The 25700-nt window shown below is 44.3% G+C and carries 20 protein-coding genes; 7 read left to right on the forward strand and 13 right to left on the reverse strand.

Going from position 1 to position 25700, the window contains the following annotated elements; translation table 11 throughout:
- Window positions 1-45 precede the first annotated feature (45 nt).
- From AC1DCV_RS08890 to AC1DCV_RS08900, 3 genes are read right to left on the reverse strand one after another with little or no spacing between them, the layout of a single operon-like run.
- Window positions 46-1299: a DUF4959 domain-containing protein gene (locus AC1DCV_RS08890; RefSeq protein ID WP_477022871.1), complete on the reverse strand. Its 1254-nt coding sequence runs from the start codon at window positions 1297-1299 to the stop codon at window positions 46-48.
- Between the two features lie 50 nt (window positions 1300-1349).
- Window positions 1350-3260: a RagB/SusD family nutrient uptake outer membrane protein gene (locus AC1DCV_RS08895; RefSeq protein ID WP_477022872.1), complete on the reverse strand. Its 1911-nt coding sequence runs from the start codon at window positions 3258-3260 to the stop codon at window positions 1350-1352.
- Between the two features lie 18 nt (window positions 3261-3278).
- On the reverse strand, window positions 3279-6500 hold the full coding sequence (locus tag AC1DCV_RS08900; protein ID WP_477022873.1) for a SusC/RagA family TonB-linked outer membrane protein: 3222 nt from the start codon (window positions 6498-6500) through the stop codon (window positions 3279-3281).
- Between the two features lie 694 nt (window positions 6501-7194).
- On the opposite strand from AC1DCV_RS08900, the gene AC1DCV_RS08905 reads away from it, so the two are divergent.
- Together AC1DCV_RS08905 and AC1DCV_RS08910 are read left to right on the forward strand one after the other, a co-directional pair.
- Complete coding sequence (locus tag AC1DCV_RS08905) at window positions 7195-7731, forward strand: RNA polymerase sigma factor (RefSeq protein ID WP_477022874.1); 537 nt, start codon at window positions 7195-7197, stop codon at window positions 7729-7731.
- 46 nt (window positions 7732-7777) lie between these two features.
- A complete protein-coding gene (locus AC1DCV_RS08910) occupies window positions 7778-9157 on the forward strand; it encodes a S41 family peptidase (RefSeq protein WP_477022875.1) in 1380 nt (459 codons plus the stop codon).
- A 76-nt stretch (window positions 9158-9233) separates the two neighbouring features.
- Here AC1DCV_RS08910 and AC1DCV_RS08915 read toward each other — a convergent pair whose 3' ends face one another.
- From AC1DCV_RS08915 to AC1DCV_RS08945, 7 genes are all read right to left on the reverse strand, one after another.
- Complete coding sequence (locus tag AC1DCV_RS08915) at window positions 9234-9938, reverse strand: hypothetical protein (protein ID WP_477022876.1); 705 nt, start codon at window positions 9936-9938, stop codon at window positions 9234-9236.
- 6 nt (window positions 9939-9944) lie between these two features.
- On the reverse strand, window positions 9945-10703 hold the full coding sequence (locus AC1DCV_RS08920) for a hypothetical protein (protein WP_477022877.1): 759 nt from the start codon (window positions 10701-10703) through the stop codon (window positions 9945-9947).
- A 69-nt stretch (window positions 10704-10772) separates the two neighbouring features.
- Window positions 10773-12188 carry a hypothetical protein gene (locus AC1DCV_RS08925; protein WP_477022878.1) on the reverse strand — a complete coding sequence of 472 codons (1416 nt, stop codon included), beginning with the start codon at window positions 12186-12188 and terminating at the stop codon, window positions 10773-10775.
- Between the two features lie 75 nt (window positions 12189-12263).
- Entirely contained in the window at window positions 12264-13430 is a 1167-nt protein-coding gene (locus AC1DCV_RS08930; RefSeq protein WP_477022879.1) for a hypothetical protein, read from the reverse strand.
- Window positions 13431-13532: 102 nt separating this feature from the next.
- Entirely contained in the window at window positions 13533-13664 is a 132-nt protein-coding gene (locus tag AC1DCV_RS08935) for a hypothetical protein (protein WP_477022880.1), read from the reverse strand.
- A 121-nt stretch (window positions 13665-13785) separates the two neighbouring features.
- Window positions 13786-17013, reverse strand: a complete 3228-nt coding sequence (locus AC1DCV_RS08940; RefSeq protein WP_477022881.1) for a TonB-dependent receptor domain-containing protein — start codon at window positions 17011-17013, stop codon at window positions 13786-13788.
- Window positions 17014-17091: 78 nt separating this feature from the next.
- Entirely contained in the window at window positions 17092-18003 is a 912-nt protein-coding gene (locus AC1DCV_RS08945) for a FecR family protein (protein ID WP_477022882.1), read from the reverse strand.
- 259 nt (window positions 18004-18262) lie between these two features.
- Here AC1DCV_RS08945 and AC1DCV_RS08950 point away from each other — a divergent pair, with 259 nt between their 5' ends.
- A complete protein-coding gene (locus tag AC1DCV_RS08950) occupies window positions 18263-18709 on the forward strand; it encodes a DUF1569 domain-containing protein (RefSeq protein ID WP_477022883.1) in 447 nt (148 codons plus the stop codon).
- A 356-nt stretch (window positions 18710-19065) separates the two neighbouring features.
- Here the strand turns inward: AC1DCV_RS08950 and AC1DCV_RS08955 are convergent, their stop codons facing one another.
- Together AC1DCV_RS08955 and AC1DCV_RS08960 are read right to left on the reverse strand one after the other, a co-directional pair.
- Window positions 19066-19290, reverse strand: coding sequence for a hypothetical protein (locus AC1DCV_RS08955; protein ID WP_477022884.1), 225 nt, complete (start codon window positions 19288-19290; stop codon window positions 19066-19068).
- A gap of 16 nt (window positions 19291-19306) precedes the next feature.
- A complete protein-coding gene (locus AC1DCV_RS08960; protein WP_477022885.1) occupies window positions 19307-19474 on the reverse strand; it encodes a hypothetical protein in 168 nt (55 codons plus the stop codon).
- Between the two features lie 120 nt (window positions 19475-19594).
- Between AC1DCV_RS08960 and AC1DCV_RS08965 the strand changes: the two genes are divergently transcribed.
- From AC1DCV_RS08965 to AC1DCV_RS08980, 4 genes are all read left to right on the forward strand, one after another.
- Window positions 19595-20656, forward strand: a complete 1062-nt coding sequence (locus AC1DCV_RS08965; RefSeq protein WP_477022886.1) for an ArsO family NAD(P)H-dependent flavin-containing monooxygenase — start codon at window positions 19595-19597, stop codon at window positions 20654-20656.
- Between the two features lie 74 nt (window positions 20657-20730).
- On the forward strand, window positions 20731-21120 hold the full coding sequence (locus tag AC1DCV_RS08970) for an HYC_CC_PP family protein (protein WP_477022887.1): 390 nt from the start codon (window positions 20731-20733) through the stop codon (window positions 21118-21120).
- Between the two features lie 131 nt (window positions 21121-21251).
- The gene (locus tag AC1DCV_RS08975; RefSeq protein WP_477022888.1) at window positions 21252-23816 is read left to right on the forward strand and encodes a TonB-dependent receptor domain-containing protein; all 2565 of its coding nucleotides are present in this window, start codon (window positions 21252-21254) and stop codon (window positions 23814-23816) included.
- Window positions 23817-23926: 110 nt separating this feature from the next.
- Window positions 23927-24475, forward strand: coding sequence for a carboxymuconolactone decarboxylase family protein (locus AC1DCV_RS08980; RefSeq protein WP_477022889.1), 549 nt, complete (start codon window positions 23927-23929; stop codon window positions 24473-24475).
- Between the two features lie 125 nt (window positions 24476-24600).
- Here the strand turns inward: AC1DCV_RS08980 and AC1DCV_RS08985 are convergent, their stop codons facing one another.
- The gene (locus tag AC1DCV_RS08985) at window positions 24601-25560 is read right to left on the reverse strand and encodes a quinone oxidoreductase family protein (protein WP_477022890.1); all 960 of its coding nucleotides are present in this window, start codon (window positions 25558-25560) and stop codon (window positions 24601-24603) included.
- Window positions 25561-25700 lie beyond the last annotated feature (140 nt).

The following is a 25700-nucleotide window of genomic DNA, read 5'->3' on the forward strand; positions in this document are numbered from 1 at the left end:
TAACTTTTAAAAGAATACCAGTAACGGGGGAAGTAATCGTAACCGTTACCTGTTATCCCCCCATATGCTGAGTTCCATTATGTGAAAGAATTCATTGCTATGCGCTGCATTGGTAACACATTCAAACCGCATGTATCGTACTTTAGGCAGACTCAGTGAAAAGTTATATCCAAAACCTGCGTTCCAGAAAGCCAGATCAGCGTTGTTATATGCCGGAGATACCAGTCCGGATGGCTGAGCAGGCAAATGATAAACACCCATGTTGATCCAACCGCCTGGCGTTGCCTGACCTAATGGAGGCAGGTTAGTAGTATCCGGTAATATTTCATCCACCGGCTGATCAGCGCGGCCCCACATCACCCAGGTTTCGGGATTACCGTATCCCCAGAGATAAGTACCATCATCCAATCCGCGGCCCCACATGGTAAAGCGGCTTAGCTTGGCTACCTGCCCCATATCAAAAGTGACCCATTTAGGTAATGGTGCCGTAGTAGGATAAGTAGAGTGATAGCCGGGTCTTCCCAGGTTGCCATCCCACATATAACGCAATTCCCATCCAAAGCTGAACCCATCATCAGAATTCAGTTTGTACACATTGAACTTCGACTTATCCATCATGGTTTCGTAAAGTGGTTTAACGGTAGTGTATACCGTATCAGAAATATTTCCAAACTCATCGGCCAGGTAGATCCCAAATTTCCGTGGAATGGTATCATAGCCCCTGATGCTATAGGAGATATTTTCCTGGTTGGTATAGTTCTGATTTTTGATTTCCATTTTACGTGTAGTGGCATCTTCTGTAATGGTGATGATACCGATGTTATCTTTTGCGGTATTGGTCACACTGATGTTCACCCCGCCAAAGTCGGCCTGCATAACAACCGTAGGCAGCGCCTGCAGGTAGGTAGGAGTGCCCGGATGTACGGTCACATTCACCGGATCCGACTTTACATCTGCCCGTGAAACCGCATATAGTTTCACAGTATAATCCTGGCTTTTGGCAAAGCCGCCTACTGCGATGGTATCGGTGTAAAAGGAAGCTTTGGTTTGCCTGCTTTTAGTATCATTGATCAGGTACTCCGCCTGTACATACAATACATTTTTGGAATCCGGCAACGTATAGGTAATATAGGCGCCCCCGTTCCTGTTGATCACTTTAACATTAGAAACCGGTTGTGGCTTTGTCTTATCATTGGATATTACATCATTGTATCCCTCGCTTTTCTTACAGCCCAACTGTAGCATACCTAATGCCATCAGCGGTATTAACACGCGGCTTATTTTATATATAGCGTCCATACAAAAAATTAAAACTGGTTTGAAATGATTTTATGCTTACCCTCCTGTTATCACCAATAGGGTGTTTGTACCAGGTTAGGATTGGTGAGCAAGTCGTAGTCCTGGATAGGAAACAGGTAATCTCTCAACCCGAATACCGGCTGGTATACATTACTTAGCTGATAAAATCCCTGGGGCGTACGCTGTCTGAAGTTCCATCCCTGGAAAGGTCCGTTGAGTACTGCCTGCAGTTCTTTCCACCGTCTGAGATCCCATCCTGCCTGTCCTTCAAATGCCAGTTCTATTCTCCTCTCCTGGTGGATAATGGCCCTTAAACCGTCTTTTGAGCCGTATTTAGAAGGATTACGGGAGAAGTTGGACCATGCCTGTACCACTCCGGGTAAACCAGCCCTTTCCCTCACCTTATCGATATAGCTATATACTTCGGCGCCGGGTCCATTGGCTTCATTTAAACACTCTGCATATAACAACCATAAAGCAGGTAAGCGCATAAAGGGCCATGAATAATTTGTTTGTACGGAAGTTTGTCCGAAGGCGGTTTGCCAGGGCACCAGTTTCCTGGGCCAGTAGCCGGTAACGTTATAACGGGTAGGGGTATACGCAGCAAAACCATTTACGGCGTTTACGTAGTTGGCATTGTTATCGTCCGTGTTGGCAGAGCCAAACCAGACACCACCATCAAAGGCAACATCTGCATAATACCGGGCTTCTCTGTAAAAATTACCGCGGGCAGTGGTGTATCCTTTCCGGATATAATACCGGTGTTCATCATCGCCGGTCTGCAGTTTATAGCGGTTAGCATAATCCCAGGTTCTGTCTTCATTGATAGGTACACCGTTTTGTGTATAAAACAATTCTGATTCTGCCATCGGAACGGAGAAATTGGAGTACACGGCAAACCCGTTGGAAGCTGCATCCGCTGTTACCCGTGGGGAAGCCATATACTGCCATCCAAACTGTGGGTTGAGGGTCCATATCTGTTCGGTGTTCCATGGATCGGTGAGGGCACCCTGCAATGTAAGCAGTTGTTTGGTGGCGTCTGACATATGTACAATGCCTCCGCTTGCCCGGAACTGGTAGAGCGCAGCTCCTGTTGAAACAGCGGCATCAATGGCTGCTTTGCTGGCAACCGCTGCACGTTGCCATTTGGTAGCATCATACGCTGCCGGGAACAAACTTTCTCCTTCCTTTCCTTTGATAGCAGCATAATCCGGGTTGCCATTAAACAACGGGCTTGCCTGGGTAGCCAGCACTTCTGCTTTTACAGCTTTTGCAATCACAGAAGTAATACGGCCGGCTTCTGCACCTGCATTTTGTATCACGTCCGGCAAATCAGGCATGGCCTGATCCAGCAGGGCTACCACATACCCAAAACAGGAATCCACAGACTGTTGTTTGAGCCGTGCTTCAGCAGAAGGTATATTGATGGGTAATGCCACATCTGCAATAGGAATAGGACCATACATCCTGATCAGCCAGTAATGATAATAGGCTTTCAGAAATTTAGCTTCCGCTACCCATCTTTTGCGTTGATAGTCTGTCAGGTCCAGTGGCTGATGTACATTGTCCAGGAATGTATTGCACATGCGGATAGATTGCCACAGGTTCAGGCCCATGTTATACCCATCCCAGTAATTTAATAACGGGTTGAGACTATTCTGCAAACCACGCATGACGTTAAAACCATTATCGCCGCCTTCACCCCCTAAAGTTTTTTTATCCAGCAGGTCTATAGGAAAAATCACTTCTCCGGAACTGGTAAAACCTGCATTGCGCCGTACATCAGCCAGGTTCTGCATACTGGAGTAACAACCAAACAGATAGGCCTGTGTTTCATTTGCATTGGCAAATGAACTGTTCAATGTAGCCACATTGTCCGGAGTGATATCTAAGTATTTTTTACAGGATACTGATAAAATGACCGGCAATACTACCAACAATGTTCTTTTAAGAAATCTCATTGTCTATATTTTTTATACTTAGAAATTAATGTTTACACCCAGGTTAAATACTTTCTGAATCGGGTATGCAAAACCATTACCTGCCTGCTCCGGATCCCATAGTTTAAAGCTGCTGAAAGTGAGCAGGTTCAAACCGCTGAAATACACACGGAAATTGGTCAGGCGCAACGGAGCAATCCATCGCTTCGGCAATGAGTAACCCATTTCCACAGACTTTAATCTCATGAAACTACCATCCCGCATCCACCAGGTACTGGTTTGCTCATTATTGGCAACATGCGAAGTAGAAAGACGAGGCCACAAGGCGTACAGGTTCTGATTTTCTGCTGACCAGTGATTATCGGCGTATGCCTGCAGCAACTGGGCATTGTCTGCAAATGGTGCGGTGGCTTTAGGATCAATGAAAAAAGATTCTCTGGCCAGTCCCTGGAAAAACGCGCTCACATCAAAACTTTTATAACCGAATGAAAAACCGAAGCCGTAAATGATCTGCGGAGTAGTAGGCAGACCGATAGGCACCTGGTCATCCTGGTTAATGATACCATCGCCATTAACATCCCGATACTTGATGTCACCACCTTTGGGGAGTTCACCAAAATTCTGCACTGGTGAATTCGCCGCTTCTTTATCATCTACAAAAAGGCGCTCTGCTACATATCCAAACTGCTGATTAACCGGGTTACCCGCCGCAAAGCGGTAAGCATATTTATACTCCGGCTCTTCCTGCACACGGATCTTATTATCAGTCACAGTGAGGTTACCCATCACATTTAACCACATATCTTTTGACAAAACCTGCTTATAATCCAGGTGCAGATCAAATCCTTTTGAATCTACTTTTCCGAGATTCGCCTGCAGGTTGTTGGAGGCAGCACCTTCAATACCGGCGGTAACAGGAATATAGCCACGCTTGATGAGGATGTTGTAGCGATTTTCGTGATAAACTTCTGCCGTTACATTCAGGTTATCGGCAATCGTCATTTCCACGGCCAGGTTGCTCTTTTTAGAAGTTTCCCAGGTAACATCCGGATTGGGATATGCCTGTATGGTAGTGCCTTTGAGTCCAAAGCTGTTGTTAGTTCCAAAGTAAGCACCCGGGCCATCCTTATCATCCGGCGTTACATTGGAGAGGTAGAAAAAACGCTGACTACCAATATTATCATTACCCACCAAGCCATAACTACCCCTGAACTTCAAACGGGAAATAATGTGCGCAATACCGCCCTCCCAGAATGATTCGTTCGATACCACCCAGGCCGCACCAATGGTAGGAAAGAAACCCCAGCGATGTTGCGGTGCAAATCTTTCTGAACCGTTGTAGCCAAAGTTGAATTCGAGAAAATATTTTCTGTCAAATGAATAGGTAGCCCTTCCGGAAAAACCGAGGTTTCTGTAAGGTAATGATCCTAACAGGCTGCCGGCGTTGCCATAAAGGGTTTGCTGCCGGGTACCTATCAATGTGCTGCTCACATTACTTTTTCCGAAATCACGGTCATAGTTCAGTGCGCCCTGTAAGTAGATATAGCTGTAAATGTTTTTGGCATTCTCCTTATAGTCCAGGAATTCCCGCGCCTGTCCGGGAGAACTGTTCAGCCAGTTCAGTACATACGTATTGTTGTCCTGGTCATAGTTGCCCAAGCCATAAAAGAAGGGAGCATAGGAACGACTCAGATCAAAATAGGAATAACGGTTGGTACTGAAAATGCCTTTGAAGGTGAGGCCTTCTGTAATAAAGCCAAAATCCTGGTTCAGCTCAAACTGCGCCGACATCCTGGATTCGGAAAAGTTTTTATATCCATACATCAGGTTCGCGTAGGGATTATTTAACAGGCTACCATCCGAGCCAAAAGCGCTGCCAAACAAAATGTGTTTGGTATTGGCGTTGGCCGCATCCGGTTCATAAAATGCAGGGAAGGCTACCGGGCTGGTATGGAGCACTTTGGAATATAAATCTGTGGCGATACCGGAAGCATCGCTGGTGATGGGCCCCGTATAGTCGTTGAAGTTACCCCACAACCGCACTACCGCTTCTGTTGTTTTTGTAATTTTCACGTTCACATTGGAGCGGAGCTGGTAGTTTTCAAACTTCATCCCGGAGTTAAAATTATTCACCGGGTTTACCTGTAAAATACCGTTGTCACGGGAGTAAGAGCCGGCGATGTAATATTTAGTCACATCTGATCCACCCTGCACACTGAAGTTAGCGCGCTTCGTAGTCGTTTGGTCTTTGAACAATGTCTTCATCCAGTCAACTGCCGGGTAAACAAATGGATTACTGCCTGGTGCTTTATTGATCGTAGCCTGGGTAGCCAGTATGGTATTAGGCGTATAAAGTGGCTTATTCAGGGGATTCCGGGTGGTAATAGCTTCGTTGTATTGATTCATGAAAGTAATAGGATCCGCCAGCTTCAGGTTTTGCGTAGGTGTTGAAATGGCATCTTCCAACCGCACGGCTACCCTGGCTTTACCGGGCTTACCTTCTTTGGTAGTAACGAGTATCACGCCGTTGGCGCCTCTGGCACCATATAAGGCTGCTGCGCTGGCATCTTTCAGGATAGAAAAACTGGCGATGTCATCTACCTGCAAACGGGCAAGGTCGCTGGCTCCTAACTCCACATTATCTACCAGGATCAGCGGACTGGCGCTATATCCCAGGGTAGTTACCCCGCGGATAAAAAACTGGGAGTTATCTGCTCCCGGCTGGCCACCACGCTGAAACGCAATCACACCGGCCATTTGACCAGCCAACGCATTTGTCAGGTTACTGGTTGGAATTTTCAGGTCGCCGGGATTGATGCTCGTCACCGAGCCTACCACCGCCTCTTTTCTTTGTTTACGGCCAAATGCAGTGACCACAACTTCATCTACAGAAGCCACTACACTTTTTAACCGGATCGGGTAATCCTTTTGCGTGGCATTCACCACAAAACGGTGTTCAACAAAACCAACAAATGTTACCTGGATGGTAGATCCCACTGCAACGTCGAGTATGAATCTCCCATTCCGGTCAGTGGCCGTTCCACTGGAACTCTTTCCGTTTACAGAGACGGTAGCCCCTTCCAGTGATCTGCCGGTGGTGTCAGTCACCGATCCGGTTATAGTCACCTTCGCCGGAGTTTGAGCATAAACGCCGCCTGCCAGCATTAATAGCAGGAGCAACAGGTAGAGCGGAGGAGCTGATAATACCACCGGCAACCCGGTAGTAAATCGCTTTTTGTAGCAAGTAAATTTCCTGAACATATTAAGATCAATTATTGGAAGAATAAACAAATCATAACGTGCATTAAAGCATAGCGATGCTTACCGATTATCCGGCCGGACAAACGGGCATCATAAGTGTTCGTGGCATTTATTAAAAAAGGAGAAAAAGTTTTATTTCATAACGTTTACGTCATTCATTCCATTCATAACCGGGAGCTGCTAGTCTATCGGCATTTATTTGATTGATGTTTTTCTTTTACGGGAATCTCTTATATGATCAATATTTGGCTGAAGCATACCATTCATCTACGGGAATTTCTTTTATCATCTTCATTTTGGCCGATTCATTCCAGTTACGCCGGAACTTGTAATGCTGTCGATATTTGATATATAGCTATTTTGTGTGAAATCGACACTATCCTATACTATACTATCCTATAGCAAATATATATTTTTTTTATGCCTGCCAAAAGAAATGAGTAATTATTTTTTACAATGTCGCAAAAAAAGCCGCGATGAGTTAAATAGCAATCAGGTTGAGAGAAAAGAGCATTAGCGGAAGGATAATAAAGAGCTATTTCTTTCAAAACAAATCCAAGGGATATACTTTTTAATTTATATTCAAATCACTGGTACTTTCTCCCGAAATTTTTGTGCACAAAAAACCCTCCTTAACATTGGTGTAACATAGCTGGCTTATATTTATATCCGGATCATGTTACAACCTCGAACTATGTCTGACAGCCCTCCGAAGGAACTTTTTGAAAAAATATTTGAGGAGAACAATGCAAAAGTGTACCGGTTTGCATTCAAGTTAACCAACGATGCTTCCAGAGCTCAGGAAATCACCCAGTTATGTTTTGTTCGTTTATGGGAAAACATAGACCAGGTGAAGAAAGGGCAGGATGTTTTCCCGTTGTTGTTTGTGTACATAAAACATTTAGTGATAGATGAAAGCCGCAAACTGTACCGCGAAAAGAAAGCACTTTCCCTGGCTGCCCGGGAACAGAAAGATATTTCTGACAGCGGTGAAAAAGTATTTCTTCAAAAAGAATTCAGTTCCCAACTGCATAAGCTGGTAGAAAGAATGCCGGAACAACGCCGCAATGTATATACCCTGAGCCGTGACTATGGCTTTAGTCATAAGCAAATAGGCCAGCACCTGTCTATTTCTCCCGCTACTGTTAAAAATCACCTCACTGCTGCCTTACAATATATCCGGAAAGAGCTGACCAGCCATTTTTTAGTAGATATGGAAAGAAGAAAATAATCATTTCCCGGCCGCCCACTGTACTGAAATCAACAAAAAAGTCTTTATGCGATATACAATTTCTTTGTTCTCCCTTTGGGTGCTGATGGGGTTGACAGCCTGCCGCAAAAAAGATGATGCGCCCGTTGTTCCTACCGGTCCTGTTACCCAGCAGGAAATTAACCAATGGATACTCGATAGCATGCATCTATTCTATCTCTGGAATGATCAGCTCCCGGGTCAGGCAAATAATTCCATAGAAACCCAGGCGTTTTTTAACAGCATCAAAAGCGGAGAAGATAAATTCTCTGTTATCTATAACCCAAAAGATCCGGCTACCATCAAAAGCGATATGCTGTATAAATACGGCATCGACTTTAGCATCATAGACTGGCCACCCGCTGCTGGTGGGGTAATTGGTGTGATAAAGCTGGTGGTACCCGGTTCATATGYTGCAGCAGACGGATTAAAAAGAGGAGACTATTTTACCCGCATCAATGAAACGGTATTAACCACCACGAACAGCACCACACTCCCGGAACAATTGCGCGCTGCAGCGGAAGGTGGCACACTCACTCCCGCGATTATAAAAGATAATATAATTACAGAAAGTGCGCTTGTTCAGCTACGCCCCGGGAAAACAACAGAAAACCCGGTCTATAAAGCCATCGTTATCAACAGTGGCGCAAAAAAAGTGGGCTATCTTTTTTATAATGCTTTTACTGACGGCTACAATAACTATCTGCTGGCCGCTTTCCAGGATTTCAGGAACAAAGCGATTAATGACCTGGTGATTGACCTGCGCTATAATGTGGGTGGCAGTCTCGCCGCCGCCGCTATGATGGCTTCCATGATTGCTCCCGACCTCACAGAAAAAAGCATTTTTGTAAAATACAGTGGCAATGGTAATATGGGCACCCGCACCCTGGATTTTGCGACCACGATGTCTGTTCCTGAAACCGGCGGCCCCATTCTTTTCAGCAGTTTGTCCACCGGACAACTGAAACTCCCCCGCGTATTCATTCTCAGTGGCCAGCAAACGGTATCTGCAGCAGAACTCCTCATTAACAACCTGAAGCCCTATACACAGGTAATACAGATTGGTCAAACCACAGTAGGTAAAGATAAAGGTGCGGTGATTGTATACGATATGCGTACACCACAGCGTATTCCCTGGATCATGCATCCCCTCACCTACCGGCTCAGTAATGCCAGTGGAGCGGGAAATTATACCGCAGGCATCTCTCCTCAATATCCGATCGATGAAATGAGTCGGCAGCCATTGCTGCCATTAGGCAATACCGATGATCCGTTGCTGGCAAAAGCCCTGGCCATCATCAACGGTAACGTAAGAGCGACTCCCGAAAATAATATACGTGCACGAAAGCATATTTATGATGCCCGGGAAAGAGCGGCGATGAACAGTGTGCTCATCTTTCCAAGATAAAAGAAAGGAAAAGGGTTAACAACAATGATATATGCGTAGAAATTCAAACAGGGTTTTCCTCATTACTTCAGGTGGCTTAATGTAGTCTGTTGGCTTTCAGCGCAGACTTCTTCATGGGCAATGGGTGTAAAGTGATATCCTCAACAGCAGTCCGGCTTCCGGTTCCCAGCAGTAATAATCCCCCCAGGAATCCTGTACCGGCAATACGGTAGTAGTTAATATGCAGATGTTGTATGACGCCTGAACTATCATCCGGTACTTTTCCGCCATAACTCAGGTGATTGAGTGACGGTCCATCCGGATTATCCAGTAAACTATTTCTTTTTTCAATAGCAGCTTTTCCCAATACGATGATGCCGGAAGCGCCGTTATTATTGGATTCTGCCACATTTAGCTGTATTGGTAATCCGTTCGTTCCCACTGCAATAAGATGTGCACCGCGGGTAATAATCAGGCCTCCACTATGGCTGCCATCTTTTTTACTAACTGCCGAAGGCAGTACGTTTATAATAGTACCTGCTTCCAGACGCAGTGTGGCCTCATTGGTTACATACACCCAACCATCAATATACCAGGGATGATTAGCTGTCAGTAAGGTATGGGAGGCAATCACATGCCGGATAGTATCAGAAACAGGGATCATTTCCATTTTAATGTCCGGTGAAGCCGCAAGCGTTACTTCATCGTTTTTTTTGCAGCCTGCCGCTATAACGGATAAGCTGCTGATCCCATACAAGAGATATGGAAACAGGTGGGTTATATGTTTTTTAGCAGGGGGCATGGATTATCAGAGATCTATTTCATTAGGAGATATAACGCCGTTATTATCATCACTAATAACAGTTATCTTGGATTTCCCGGCAACCTGATCGCTGGTGAATGCAAAGAATTCAGATCCATCGGGCTGTGTTACGATTGCACCTGTTTCCGGATCGATCAGTTTGGCTGCATAGTAATATACCAGTCCATCTGTTGTTACTGCCTTAAATCTCAGTACCGGAGATAATTTTTTCCGTTCCCAACCTTTCACMACTACATCGGATGGTACTAACTCACCGGATACAGGATCGGCGTAGATAAATATAAGGTCATATTTTTCCTTTGGATAAAAAGCAGGATTCAAATTATTAAACAACCGTACATCCAGCGAGTCCGGCGGTACTGTAGAGCTACTACCTTCAGCGATAAATCCTTTCAGTCCGAATTCTGTACTATATGCAAACTTGAATTGTTGCATACCATTTGGCAAAATAGTAATAAGCGTATCCGCCAGCAAGGTTTTGCTTGCAGCATCATACGCAGCTAACTTCCCTTGTTTGCCAGCCGGAACAACATAAGAACTACCACCGATTACTTTGATAGTATCCAACGGCTGACCATCGAAATACATCATTACGGTGGGTGTATTGGGAAGATTGAGTAAGGTTACATTCACTTTACCGAAGTAGCGTGCTGCCGGCAAATCCCCCTTCCGGCAGGAAGCAATCATTACCACAAAAAGAAAAAGTGAAAGGCCTTTGATAACAAAAAATGACTTATTATTCACGTGTACGCTGTTTATAAAAATTAAATAGATATAATAAAAAATAGACGTTGTATTTATGGCCGGCAAACATTACAACACCGTCCAGACATCAGCCCATGTAGTATTGCCGGCAGGGAAAGCACCAGCAATCAGTGCAGGAGATAACTGAAGCGGAATATAATTAACAATAGCACGGGTTACACTGAAAGGAAACCTCAGTTTCACATCGAGATTAGGATTCGCACTAACATATGCTTTGTTGGTAGTACCTAATGGAACAATACCTGTGAACCCTGAAAAATTACTTTCCTTATCATAGGCATATATATATCCATGTACATAATTGGTATTCAGTATAGAAATACCCTCCAGGTACCTGGTATAAGTATTATTAGGTGGCTCAACGACAGGCAGTGCTATGTCCTGGGAAATACCATAATTAAATCCGATGAAAACAGAACGATTGATCGTAAACTGTGTATTCCTTCTCAGATACGCCGCACGCCCATACTTACCCAAACCTGAAGGCAGGCCATTAGTAATAGAAGCTGCTGCAGGATTCGGTACACCAATAATAGTCATGTAGTTATAAACAGGATGTGTAATGGGAACGGTTGGCGCGCCGTTGAAACTGTTCTCACTTTCAAAGCCATTGGATTGGTTCCTGCTTGCACGGGTGGGATCAGCAATGCCAAGTCCAAAAGAGATGGTACCGGTATAACCCAAATTAGTATAAAACATATCATCCAAAGCATCAATAGCCAGCAGATGAGAGGCATTCACAGTACCGCCGGTGAAAGAAAAAGCATCCGCTTTTGATTTATATACTTCGATGTAATCCAACGTAGTGCCATTCCCTACACCATAAAGGGAAAGGCCGTTCAATTCATTATCCACAGTAAGTTCAAAGCCGGCATATTCAATTCTTACATATTTCAGTATTCCTGAATTRTCGGCGAAATTGAAGTTTCCAGGGCCTCCATAAGTGATATCCACCGGAGCAGAATTAGGCATAACGCCTTCAATGGATAAGGGGGCACCATAATTGGTAGGAGCCTTGCCTATTAATACCAACCCACCCCAGTCCCCAGAAGCAGGAACCGGTTCATTGGACGTAAAAATAATAGGATTGGTAACATTCCCAATAGCATTCAACCTGGAGCCACGGGTAACAACCAGGGCGCCGCCTGCTGTTTCTACTCCTCCGGCAGGAATTCCTTTTATACCTTTGATCAATGTACCCGCTTCAATAGTTACAGTGGCATTGTTCGCCACGTAAACCAGTCCATCCAGTTTATAGATCTTACAACTCTTTAAGGTCAGGTTGGTACTTATTACACCAGAAAGAGTGGTATCTCCACAGGTACCGGCAGCGCCGGATGGGCCACCTGCTACTACTGAACGATCAACATTGATCCTGGTCTTATCCTCCTTCTTACAGGAAACGCTCAATATCATTCCTGCTATAACAATAGGTAAGAAGTAAGTAAAGGATTTCTGATACATTGATTACCACTTTAAATTAAAAAACGATAATAACGTATAGGGGAAATTCCCCTATACGTTACCAGGTAATAAATATTACAGTACTGTCCAGGTATTAGCCCAGGTAGTGTTTCCTGTAGGGAAAGCACCGGCAGCTTTGGCAGGAGACAAAGCTGTTGGGATAAAGTTGCTGATAGCACGGGTTGCACTGAATGGAGCAGCCAGTTTGATATCCAGGTTAGGATTAGCGTTAACATATCCTTTGTTGGTAGTACCAAGTGGAGTGATAGCTGAGAATCCAGTGAAGTTGAATTCTTTAGCATAAGCAAAAACGTAAGCGTGTACATAGTTGGTATTCAGGGTAGAGATACCAGCCAGGTACTTAGAATAAGTGTGAGGAGGCTGAACAGTAGGTAATGCAGTATCCTGAGATATGCCATAGTTGAAACCAAGGAAGATAGAGCTGTTGATAGCAAATTCAGCGTTTCTTCTCAGGTGAGCAGCACGACCATATTTACCAGTACCTGAAGGCAGACCATTAGTAATGGAAGCAGCAGCAGCAGTAGGCTGACCAATGATAGTGATGTTATTGTAAGTAKGATGTGTGTTTGGAGTCACAGCAGCGCCAGTAGCATTGTTGTCACTTTCAAAACCATTAGACTGGCTCTTATCAGCACGGTTAGGATCAGAAACACCCAGTGCATAAGAGATAGTACCAGAATAACCATTATCAGTATCAAACATATCATCCAGTGCATCGATCGCTACCAGGTGAGAAGCATTTACTGTACCACCAAAGAATTCAAAAGCATCATCTTTTGATTTGTACACTTCTACGAAATCAATCAAAGTACCGCTACCAACACCTGCCAGGGTAAGACCATTCAGTTCATTGTCTGTAGACAGTTCAAAACCAGCGTACTCAATTCTCACATATTTCAGTGAACCAGAGTTGTCACCTGGAATGTTATTGGTGGGTCCACCATAAGTTGCATCAGCAGGAGGAGTACCAGTGATACCTTCTACAGTAACTGCTGCTGCATGGTTGGTTGGTGCTTTACCTAACAATACCACACCACCCCAGTCACCAGAAGCAGGTGCTGCTTCATTAGAGGTAAAAATAATAGGATCAGTAGCAGTACCAACAGCGTTCAGCTTTGAACCGCGTGTAACGATCAAACCACCACCGGCAGTACCTGTAGCACCTTTAATACCTTTGATCACTGTACCGGCTTCAACGGTTACAGTTGCATTGTTGGCCACGTAAACCAGACCATCGAGTTTGTAAATTTTACAGCTTTTCAGCGTAATGTTGCTGGTAATTACACCAGTAATAGTGCTGTCGCCGCAAGTACCAGATGCACCTCAAGGGCCACCAGCTACTACTGTACGATCATTTTGTACACCGTTGTTTTCTTTTTTGCAGGAAGTGCCTAACATCATACCCAGCAATGCTGCTGCAGATACGAGGGTTACCGCTAAGGGCTTCTTGTTCATGGGATTTTACTTTTTTAAGTTTAAACAAATCACTAGTTAATAATGGATAGATACCTGATCAGGATATATTTTTCGGTTACGCGTAAAAATTCTTGTGCGCATAGTACCCCTCATCGTTTCATTAAAACTGATAACTGATGGTAGCACTATAAGTACGGCCGGGAGTTAATCTGTAGTTCAACAAATCTCCTGACTGATAATTCAATTGAGACATAGTAGGTGCCTTCCCACCTTGTAAAGCCCTGTTTTCTTCCGCTGAAAATGCATTGCGATAGATGACAGAAAAGCTATTCAACAGATTGCTGACATTTAATTTCACGCCTACCTTTTCTTTCAACAATTTCACCCCTACCTGCATATCCAATGACTCCAGCGGCTTTTCCATTAAAGCATTATAGTAAACGAGGTTGGGTATAAAAACACGATTGGTAACACGGTTATAGGCAAGGCTTACTGAAAACGGTTTGCTGTCATAATACACCCCCGCATTGAGCATGACATTGCTGGCGCCCATTTGTGGACGTTTTTCTTCCTCTCCCACTGTTTCTTTCACAGATACTTTTAACGGGTTAGCCGGATCAAAGAGGCCGATGTTGCTGTTCATTTTTTTCACCCTGGCATCCAGGTAGGTGAAGTTTCCATACAACGTAATGTTACGCAATACAGGTACTTTTGTAAAAGCCAGCGATTTTCTCATTTCCACTTCAACGCCGTAGTTCTTCGCTGACTTACTATTCTTCAACTCAAAACTGTTATTCAAATCCATCTGGTATATCTCCATAGGATAAGAAAGATCTTTGTAAAACAACGATGCAGATATGATTTCACCAGGACCAGGATACCATTCATAACGCAGGTCAATATGTTTGATAGTAGTAGATCTTACAATTTGTGCAAAATACTCTCCACCTAGTTCAAAGTCATACTCCCGGAACACGGATAACTCCCGCAAATCAGGCCGTATGATACTTTCGGAGTAAGCTACCCGAAGATTCATTGTAGGCGTCAGTGAATAGGTTAGATTCGCTGAAGGGAAAAATCGCCAGTTAGGCTCTCTGTTTAACAGTGCAGAATAGTCATATTCTTTTCCAGGCTCCTGTTTGAAACTAGCGAATATAGAATCAAGGTTATCATTTACCTTATTCAAGTTGTAATACTCCGCCCTTACGCCCCAAACCAATCTGAATTTATTGCCAATCCTGTTATCCATCATAGCGAATAAGGCATGCAAAGAAGCCGATCTCCGTTTAAAGTTATCGCCGAAGCCACTCATTGCTACCGTTGTATTGTGCTCTGGTGTAAACGCGCCGGCAAGTGGAAAATAATTTCCGTCCTTGTTCTCAAACTTCGAATTGGTATTCACCACAAAAAATAACCTGTCTTTGTTCCAGCCTGCATAACCACCTTTAAATGTATTATCTAACCCTACATTACCTGCATTTAATTTAAACGGTACTGACACAGCCACATCCCAGTTGAAATTATTCTCCAATGCACGGCTCCACCAGCGCAAAGCGCCTTCAGCAGCACTGCTTCCCACGCTGGAAATATTATATTCATTCAAACCTGCGCCTGCTGGTTGCTTATAGTCAGCAAACATCTGGTGATTATCGGGCTTTTGCCTATCGAGTTTCAGGTAACTGCCTGACCATTTTAACTTTACCCCGCTACGGCCCAACGAATGTTCCCCTTTGAGCTGATTTTGCCACAATGTTGTTTGCATAGCAAGATCAAATAAGGCCAGTGTATTATCAGCGCCAAACTTTCCGTTCTGGCCTTTTCCGAAAATCAACTGCTGATCCAACGTACGCAGATACATAGATTGAAAGCCTATACGATTCCTTTCATTTCTATAACCTACACCGAGCAGGCCGCCAATATTGGTAGCAAATCCATAGCGTTGGCCCTTAAACTGCTGGGGATCGGTATCATTAGGCGATTCCCTAAATCCATCGCGGCCCAGTATCGCATCCTGCGTTGCCAATGTATTCCTGTAACTGGCAGAGGCTACTACTCCCCATTGCTGGCCATTACCTACTCTAAACACATGGCCAAACGATGCCTGGTAATTAGGAGAAACCGGTGCTTTGAATTTAGTAACACCCCAGTTATTACTGAATGATGATCCTTCCTTACCCACCAGTTCGTATTTTTTAATCACATCATCCCTGTCTTTCCAGTCCAGAGACCCCATCAATTTCCGGTGGTCACTCACACTACCACGATATTCATTCCCACTCAATGGCAAAGACAAAAAATCCTTTCCTACTGTTTTATCATTATAGCTGGCACCTACGGCTACATTCAGAAAATTGTTAGTTGGAATATCCAGCGTATTTACTTCTACCAAACCTCCTCCAAACTCCGCACTACGGTCCGGTGTAATTGTTTTCACCACCGTGATATTCTCTACGATATTGGAAGGAATAATGTCAAAGCTGAAATTCTTCCTGTTCAACTCTGTGCTGGGCATTACCTGGCCATTCAGCACCGCCTGGTTATAACGTTCGCTAAGACCACGTACTACCACATATTTATTATCAATAGTAGAAAGTCCACTCACCCGCTTTAATACTTCTCCAATATTTTTATCTGGTGTACGTGCAATCTGCTCGGCACTGATACCGTCGGTAATGGCTGCATTGTTCTTTTGTATGGCGTACAATCCTTCTATAGATGCTTTACGATAGTTACCGGTTACGGTTACTTCTTTCAGCCTGGAACTGTTGCTTTTCAATACTATGTTCAGCGGTGTTGCGCCATTATCTTTTACAGCAATTTCTGTTACTTTACGTGTTTCAAAAGAAACATAGCTGAACGTAAGACTATAAACGCCTGCTGGCAAGGCTATATCATAAGTACCATCTACATTGGTCACAGCACCTTGTCCCCCAAGAACCGCCACAGTTACACCTGGTAAGGGTTCATTCTTATTGTCTACCACCTTTCCGGTGATGCGTCCGCCACTTCTGCCAGCAGCTTTTGGACTGCTTCCTTTACGTAAAGTAATCGCATTGTCTTTCGTCAGCTCAATATCAATCGGTGCATTATTATCTATATAGTTTAATACCTCACCCAATGGGGTTCCGGAAAATCTAATGTCATTCAGTTCGCACTGCTGCAGGTATTCCGGGTCATAGATGAATGTATAATGGGTTTGTTGTTGTAACGACTTCACTACTTTCTCCGCATTCGTTCTGCTTAATTGTAACTGTACTTTATCGGTAAGAGATTTATAAGACTGCGCCATGGCGATCAACGGCGACAAGCTTGTGAATAAAACTAACAGAAAGGTCACATGACAAGACACACTTCTTCCTGTACAAAATCCATTTGTAGATTTTTGCATAAGGCTGTACTTTATTTTTATGTTGATTTAAATGATAGACCCTATCCCGCAGGTCCGTGAAAAAAATGTCATTGTTAACTATTTCTTACGTACGTGGAACGTACTATCATCCACCCGGGTAAACGAAATGTTATGCACATATTCCAGTGTTGATAATATTCTTTCCAATGACATATCCCGGCTGAATTCTCCGGAAATCTTCTTTTTCCCTAATTGCTTTTCTTCCAGTACAATGTTGCAACCATAGCGCTGTTGTAACTTTGCCAATGCATCTGCCAGCATGGTGTTATCGAAATGAATCTTTCCTTTCTTCCAGTCCAGCACTTCATTACTTGCGAAAGACAGTAGCTGCGGATCTTTTCCATCTATATACTGTAACATCTGTCCGGGTAACAATATTTTATTGAAATGATCCTGTGTGCTAACGGCCACCTTTCCTTCCAGTAAGCTTACCTGTATACTGCCGTCTGCCTTATTAGCGGTAGCGATGTTAAAAACAGTTCCCAGCACGGTAGTAGTAAGATTACCGGTGTGGACCAGGAATGGACGCTGATCATCTTTTGCTACTTTGAAATAGGCTTCTCCATTCAGCCACAGCTCTCTGCGCGTTTTATTATAGTCCTGCTGACAAATGAGAGAAGAATGTGTATTCAACCATACTTCACTACCATCTGCCATGGTAAACAACTGTATATTATTGGTTTTGTTACGGAGGGTATCCCACTTCGCCGCCACCGGGCGTTGAGGAGGATGGTGTTGCCAGAAGAAGGTGACCATAGCGATAGCACCCAATACAGCAGCTGCCGCCGCATACCAAAGCCGATGTACCTTAGGCTTAATAACTACTGGTTCATTTGCCTCCGCCCACTTCTCCATCATAAACTCGTCCAGCAAGGGAGTGTCAGTCCCGGAAAGCCATGCTTCAATAGCCGAGGCCTCCTGTTCTGTGCAATCTCCTTTAAAATACTTTTCAAGTAGTTGTTTATCCATATCCCTGCTTTGGGTGTTTACAGAGAGAGTACGTTCCAGGAAGAAGATATTCCTAGTCAGATTCCGGGGTTAACAATTTGGTAATAATGAGATGCCCCCGGGGAAGGAAATAAGGGGCTGTTTGGGGCCGTTAATGCCAGTTATATGGTCTGCCTGGTAGCGCCATCCGGCATTTCTCTGCATTATTTCCCCAAAACAGCAATTTTGGAGAAATCAAAGTCCAGTTCATAGCGGTTCTTTGTACCAAAACATCCGCAACATGAAAACGATATTTGAACAGGCTACCAGGGATGAATTAATAAGCAGGATCAACTCCCTGAACGAAAACAACGTAGCCCAATGGGGGCAGATGAATGTTTACCAGATGGTAAAGCATTGCAGGATGTGGGAAGAAATGATAAATGGCGACATCATATGTAAACGCTCTTTCATTGGTCGCATATTTGGCCGACTGGCGCTGAAAAGTTCAGTGAAAGATGATCGCCCTATGATGAAAAAGGCGGCTGCCAGCCCGGAAGTGATCGTGACAGAACTCAGTGGAGACCTGGCAGCAGAAAAGAAGAAATGGATCTCTTTGATGGAAGGACATGCATACTTTTCAAACCTGGGTTTTATTCATCCCTTTTTTGGAAAGATGACGAAAGAGCAGATTGGGTATTTTGCGTATAAGCATTCGGACCATCATCTCAGGCAGTTTAACAGTTAATGCTTTTAACGAAGCAGGCGGTTTCGGAAAGCTGTTGTCATTGTCCTGGACGGTTCCTGAACTTCCATCCACCGCATGAAATCTATTTCTTTTCCTGGCATAAAAAAACCCTGAATGACATTCGGATTCCGGATGCAAATCTGAATGTGACTCTTTTCAAATATCGCGGAACCTTTAAATGCTGGGCCTCCTTCCGGAAACACACCACGGGTGGAATCGGATATTTTTAGCTGTGAAAATCCGTCAGCGGTCATATCAGCCTTAATCTGATCATATATTTCAGCATGCATAATTCAATGACGACGCCATTCAAATGTCTTAGGATTTTATCCTTATGACGATCATGAGAGAGATCTTTATTTTGTGGCAATAGGATTTTTAATATCACCACATCGCTTTTTGTCATGAGCCCATTGCAACGCCCGGTCATAATTATTTTCCCAAAAATACAATCCATGACCTAACCAGTCAAATGATTTCTGACTGATCTTATAATCATTCGGGTTTTGCAAAAGCGTATCTCTCACAGCTGCGTCACAGCCATGAAAGCCAATGATTAAATTGGGCTTAACATCATACATAAAATTGATTGCTAATTCAGGAGATAGGAGTTACTTTGAGGCACTCATATGGCTTCGTGTAGTTGCCATTTTCATCAAGGATCCCTGCCCGAATAAAGGATTGCAGGGCCTCTTCAACAGAAACTTTTTCTTTCAGTTTACGCTCGGCTAATTCCATTAAAGCATTATAATCCCTTTCACTCATAAAAACATATTTACAACAAAGGTAAAACACACTCAAAAAAAACAAGACTCAAAATGATCAATTTTGCCACATTCCGAGAAAGCTTTATACCTTCACCGGAAGATATAATACATCAGCGATATGATAGCAGCAAACAGCACTATATACGATGTGATCATCATTGGCGGAGGACAGGCAGCCTTGTCAGCAGCTTACTTTCTCCGCAGAACCAACCTTAACTACCTGCTCGTCGATAATGAAATCACCCCCGGTGGCGCCTGGCAACACACCTGGAAATCACTCACCCTATTTTCACCTGCACTATGGAGTTCTCTTCCAGGCGTTTTAATGCCGGGTGGTCAGCATTATTATCCCTCCCGTTTGGAAACTATTAATTACCTGCAGGAATATGAAGCCCGGTACAAATTCCCGGTAGTAAGACCCGTAAAAGTAACAGCAGTAACGAAACAAGGAGACCTCTTTGTATTAACAACTACTGCAGGAGATTATTTTTCGAAAACAGTCGTCAGTGCTACCGGCATTTACACGAATCCTTTTACACCGGATATTCCCGGCAGAGATACCTTCCGCGGTACACTGATTCATGCGGCACAATATAATGAACCCGGACCTTTCGCCGGCCAACGTGTAGCCATCGTAGGAGAAGGCAACTCCGGGGCACAGATTCTCGCAGAAGTATCTAAAGTTGCCGACACCGTATGGGTTACCCGAAAACCGCCGGAATTCTTACCGGATGACATAGACGGTAAATACTTGTTTGATGCCGCCACGCAACAGTATGAAGCCCAGAGACAAGGCAAAGATTATCAACGGCTTTCTATTGGCAAGATAGTCGTGGTCCCTGCCGTAAAAGAAGCACGCGAAAGAGGCGTTTACGAAAATGCACTCCCCCCATTCGACCATTTTTATGAGGAAGGGCTTGGCTGGAACAGTGGATGGAAGGAGCCTGCAGACGCCGTCATTTTCTGCACCGGCTATAAACCCGCTCTTGATCATTTGAAACCACTAGGTATTATACAGCCGGATGGCAGAATTAACACACAGGGTACACGGGCTACAGCCATCAGTGGCTTGTGGCTCATGGGCTATGGCTCATGGACGGGCTTTGCTTCCGCCACACTCATTGGCGTTGGCAGAACGGCGAAACAAACTGTAACAGAATTAACGGCCTTTTTCGAATAACCATAATTATATAAATGATCTCATAATTATGTAACAATGCAATTGAAAAAACCACATAGTTTTACATCATCAACATGAAAAAACTCGTTACGTTCATATTACTATTCCTCTACCTTGGTGTATCCACCGGGGCTACGGTGCACGTCCATTACTGCATGGGCAAAGTCAGCAACTGGGGATGGGGACACGAGAATAAAAAGCATTGCGATAACTGCGGCATTGAAAAGTCTTCCGGAAAAAAATGCTGCAAAGACGAACACAAAACATTTAAAATCACCAACGACCAACAACCTTCCGATAGCATATTTCATACCCTGTCGGTAGTGGCTATGCTCCCTCAGCAATGGGGCGGCGGATACCGGCAGCCGGTACAGACGATAGTGAACATGCTGCCGCAAACGCACGCACCGCCAATACTTACACCATGTCCCCTCTATCTGCGCCATTGCACTTTCCTTGTCTGATGCCTTTCTGCATAACTGATACTACCCTGGTATCAGCACCCACCTGTTACAGGTAATCTCTTTATAAAATTATTTACAAAAAATGAGCGCCGGTCCCCATCAGGATCAGGATCGTCATTAATATAACTGACATGAAAGCATCCGGATTTATCATCTTCCTGTTACTACTTTTTACTACTATTTCCTCCTATGCCCAGGTAAATGCAGATACCACCATTACTTTCAAGGTATCTGGCGCCTGCGAACAATGCAAACACCGCATAGAAACCGCTGTGCAGGGGAAAGGTGTCAGCAATGCCGTATGGGATGTGGACACTAAGCTGTTAACGCTGCGTTACAATACTACCAAAACATCCCTGGATAAAATTCAACACCGTATCCTCGGGGTAGGTCACGACCTGGATCACCAACAGGCAAAAACAGACGTGTATAATGAATTGCCCGCCTGCTGCCACTATCGTGAAATGGAACAAATGATACACGAAGCAAAGCAGGATACCCTCCAAGCTTTAAACAAAGACATCACCATCAAAGGTGTAGTGATGGAAGAAGACAAAAAAGGTGGATTTACACCACTGCCCGGTGCAAGCGTTGTTTGGCAAGGCACCAGCCGGGGCGTGGTCACAGATGCTACTGGTGTGTTCCATATTAAACACGATGGCAACAGCAGCCGCCTGGTAGTTACCTATACCGGCTATCGCCCCGATACCATTACCGTTACCAACAAAGAAGAACTGAAAATTATACTCGCCTCCGGGATTCGTCTGGCAGAAGTGAAGATCACCGACCGGCAGTATTCTACCTATATCTCGTCTCTCAATCCTATCCGCACACAGGTAATGACAGACAAAGAATTATTCAAAGCCGCCTGCTGTAATCTGAGTGAAAGCTTTGAAACCAATCCTTCTGTAGACGTAGCTTACAATGATGCGGTAACCGGTTCCAAACAAATTCAGTTACTGGGATTATCAGGTACTTATACCCAGCTAACAGTAGAAAATCTCCCGGGTCCCAGAGGCCTCGCGACCCCACTCGGTTTAAACGCTATTGCCGGCCCCTGGATAGAATCCATTCAATTAACCAAAGGCATGGGATCTGTTGCCAATGGCTATGAGAGCATTGCCGGACAGATCAATGTAGAATTGAAAAAGCCGGAAAATAGTGAACAACTCTTCGCCAATATGTATGTAAATGATTTTGGTAAGACAGACCTCAACCTGAACCTTTCACAAAAAATCGGGAAGAAATGGTCCACCGGTTTACTACTACATGATGATTTTATCAATAATAAAAAACTCGACGCCAATAAAGACGGCTTCCGGGATATCCCTACTGGCAATCAGTTCAGCGCCATAAACCGCTGGAAATATGATGATTCAAAAGGTTTCCTCGTGCAATTTGGCGTAAAAGCATTAATTGATAAACGTACTGGCGGACAAACAGATTTCAATCCATCTACAGATAAATACGGAACCACTTACTATGGATTAGGTATGAACACCGAAAGATATGAGGCCTTCGGAAAAATCGGGTATGTATTTCCTCAAAAGAAATATAAAAGTATCGGCCTGCAGTTATCCGGTATCAGTCATTCGCAGGATGCTTACTTCGGCACCACTACCTATCATGCAAAACAACAGAACTTCTATGGTAACCTGATTTATCAATCTATCATCAACAACACTACCCATCAGTTCAGAACAGGGTTTAGTTTTTTGTATGATAATTATAAAGAAGATTTCAAACTGGATATTTACAAAAGAACAGAGATTGTACCAGGAGCGTTCTTCGAATATACTTACAGTCCTTCCGAAAAAATAGGCATTGTGGCCGGTATCCGAGGTGATCATAACAACTTATTCGGATTTTTTGTAACACCCCGTCTGAATGTACGCTATGAGCCGGTTACCGGAACTACGATCCGCCTGAGTGCTGGCAGAGGACAACGAACCGCCAATATTTTTGCAGAGAATACCAGCGTATTTGTCAGCGCCAGGCAGGTAAATATTATAGGCGCCGCAGCAGGGAAAGCATATGGACTTAACCCGGAAGTAGCCTGGAATAAAGGTATAAGCGTGGATCAGAAATTTAAATTATTCCAACGCGATGCCCTCCTGAGCGTTGACTTTTTCCGGAACGACTTCAGTAACCAGGTAGTAGCAGACATGGAAAATCCCAGGCAGGTAAAGTTCTACAACCTGGATGGAAAATCATATTCCAACAGTTTACAGGCAGAAGTAACCATGGAGCCGTTCAAAAAATTAGACGTTCGGTTGGCCTACCGTTACTTCGATGTAAAAACCACCTATAGCGGTAAGTTGATGGAGAAACCATTTACCAGCAGCCACCGTGCTTTTGCCAATGTAGCCTATGCCATCAGTGGCTGGAAGTTTGACTATACCGTTAACTACAATGGCAGGAAAAGACTCCCTGGTACCGGCGAAAATCCGTTGGCCTATCAAAGACCGTCCTATTCCAGTGATTACGTACTGATGAATGCTCAGATCACGAAAACGGTTGGCAGGAAACATCCGATGGATTTTTACGTTGGGGGAGAGAATCTCTCCAACTTCATACAACCGGACGCCATCATTGCAGCTAACCAGCCTTTCAGTCCTTACTTCGATGCCTCATTGGTATGGGGTCCGGTTACGGGGCGGATGTTCTATGCGGGATGGCGGTATAAGATTAAATAGTACAGATATAAAAGGTATTCACCCAGGTCCCGAAAAAAATTTTCCGGGACCTGTCCTATTTTTAATAGGTCAGTCCTTATAAGGGTGTAAACAACTTAAAACACCATACAATGGATACTTTTCTTTCTCCCATAGAAAAGCCCGCAGGGCTGATGATGAAAATTGCATATTTCTTTACCCGCAAACAGTTTGGTAAAGTGCTGATGCCACTGAAAGTGCATTCCGCCCGGCTGCCTGCCGCATTTGGCATGTTCTACGGGAAGGTTTCCCAGCTGGATAAGAAGCTGGTGCTGCCAAAGGAAACGGCTATGCTGATACGCGAACAGGTAGCCCGCTTAAACATTTGCCTTTTCTGCATAGATGCGGCCCGTATGACGGCGATCAAAGCATCTATGAATGAAGCCAAATTTGATGCACTGCAGCACTATAACAGCAGCCCCCTTTTCACAGCCGCAGAACGGGCAGTACTGGACTATGTGACGGTGCTGACAAAAGAAAAAAAAGCGGACCCCGATACTTTTGCCCGGATGGCACGTTATTTTTCTGAGCGGGAAATCTGTGAGATCGTATTCCTGGTAGGCAGTGAGCATCTCTATAATTTAACCAACATTGGATTAAACATCCATTCTGATATGCTGTGTGATATCAGTAAAAGATAGTTGTCCCGTTTGTTTTCCAGCCCTCACGGAAACCGTGGGGGCATTTCTATTACCCGGAAAGTGCCCTGCTGTGTAGCAAAACAAACCCTGAACCGCCTGCCCCGACCAGTGATAAAAAAAATAAACTAGGGAATTAATAATATTTTGCCGGTACTCCTGCGACTTTCTAAAAAATCATGCGCAGCTTTTCCATCCGATAATTTAAACGTGGCAGGCGTGGCCACCTGTAGTTGCTTCGTCCGGATCCATTCAAACAGTTGATGTGCCCTCTTTATTCTTTCATCACCGGAAGTTAAATAGTTCCACAAATCGCCACCGGTAATCGTTTTAGAGGTGTCCATCAGCATCGCCGGATCCACCAGTGGCGGATTACCACCAGACATTCCAAAAAACACCACCTGTCCGCAAATTTTTGTTACGCTGAAACTCTCTTCCAGCGTGCTGCCTACACTGTCATATACCACATCTACTCCCGCAGGGCAACTTTCAAAAACGGCCTGTTTCCAGTCTTCTCCATATAAAAGTACTACATCAGCACCTTGTAAAAGCGCGATCTCTTTTTTGATGGCGGAAGAAGTTAACCCAATMACATGCGCCCCGAGCAGTTTACATATTTGTGTCAGTAACTGCCCCACCCCGCCGGCAGCGGCRTGTATCAAGGCAGTTTCTCCCGGCTGTGTTTTATGACTGTCTGTCGCCAGGTAATGTGCAGTCAGGCCTTGTAGCAATACCGCTGCGGCGGTATCAAAACTAATATCTTCCGGTAATGGAATCGCATGTGTAACCGGCACGGCCACCAATGTTGCATTAGCAAAAGGAACATCGGCAAACGCTACCCGGTCGCCCTTCTTAAAGCCGGGTAAATCATTGTTGTCGGCCACGATGCCTGCTCCTTCATAACCGGCAATGTATGGCGGTTCCCCCTTTAAATGATAAGTGCCTTTTCTGCGGTAGATATCTGCAAAATTCAGCCCTATGGCTTTCATTTCTACGAGCAACTCCCCCGGCCGCAAAACAGGGTCGGCCACTTCTTTATATTCCAATACCTCTGAAGTACCAAAGCTCGAAAAGGTCAATGCTTTCATATGCTCATTATTTTTATCCGGCGAATGCGGTAGTCAAATATATCCAAACAATGTCAACTACCGGGAGGCAGTAACAGATTTACTCCTAAATTTGACAATAAATAACAGCCTTAGATAAATGGACTAACTATCCAAAATAA

The sequence above is a fragment of the Chitinophaga sp. 10T418 genome (assembly GCF_056394125.1).